The sequence below is a fragment of the Kumtagia ephedrae genome, assembly GCF_003012745.1.
GTDB classification, from domain to species: Bacteria; Pseudomonadota; Alphaproteobacteria; order Rhizobiales; family Rhizobiaceae; genus Kumtagia; species Kumtagia ephedrae.
The window spans coordinates 1-348 of sequence record NZ_PXYK01000087.1 but is presented as its reverse complement, the minus strand read 5'-3'; the positions used below and the strand labels follow the sequence as shown (position 1 = coordinate 348).

Annotated in this window: 1 pseudogene; it reads right to left on the bottom strand. The window is 68.4% G+C overall.

Annotated features, from left to right (window positions below):
- Nucleotides 1–348 (bottom strand): annotated as a pseudogene (locus tag C7I84_RS29395) (carbohydrate ABC transporter substrate-binding protein); the annotation flags it as partial.

Genomic DNA, 348 nt, shown 5'->3' with positions numbered 1-348 from the left:
TCGACTTCAGCAGCGTCCACGAGCCGGCGTCCTGGTAGCCGAGCTTCATGCCGTCCTTCCAGTAGACGCCGTGCGGGCTCGGCGCCATGCGCCATTTCGGCGTGCCGTCGGCATTGACCACCGGCAGGCCCTCCTTGACGCTGTCGGCGGTGAAGGCGGTGTACCAGAAGATCTGCTGGGCAATCGCGCCCTGCGCCGGCACCGGACCGCTCTCGCCAAAAGTCATGCCCTGCGCCTCCGGCGGCGCGTAGGCCTTCAGCCATTCCAGATATTTCTCGATCGAATAGACCGCCGCCGGGCCGTTGGTGTCGCCGCCGCGCGCCACGCAGGAGCCGACGGGCCGCGAGT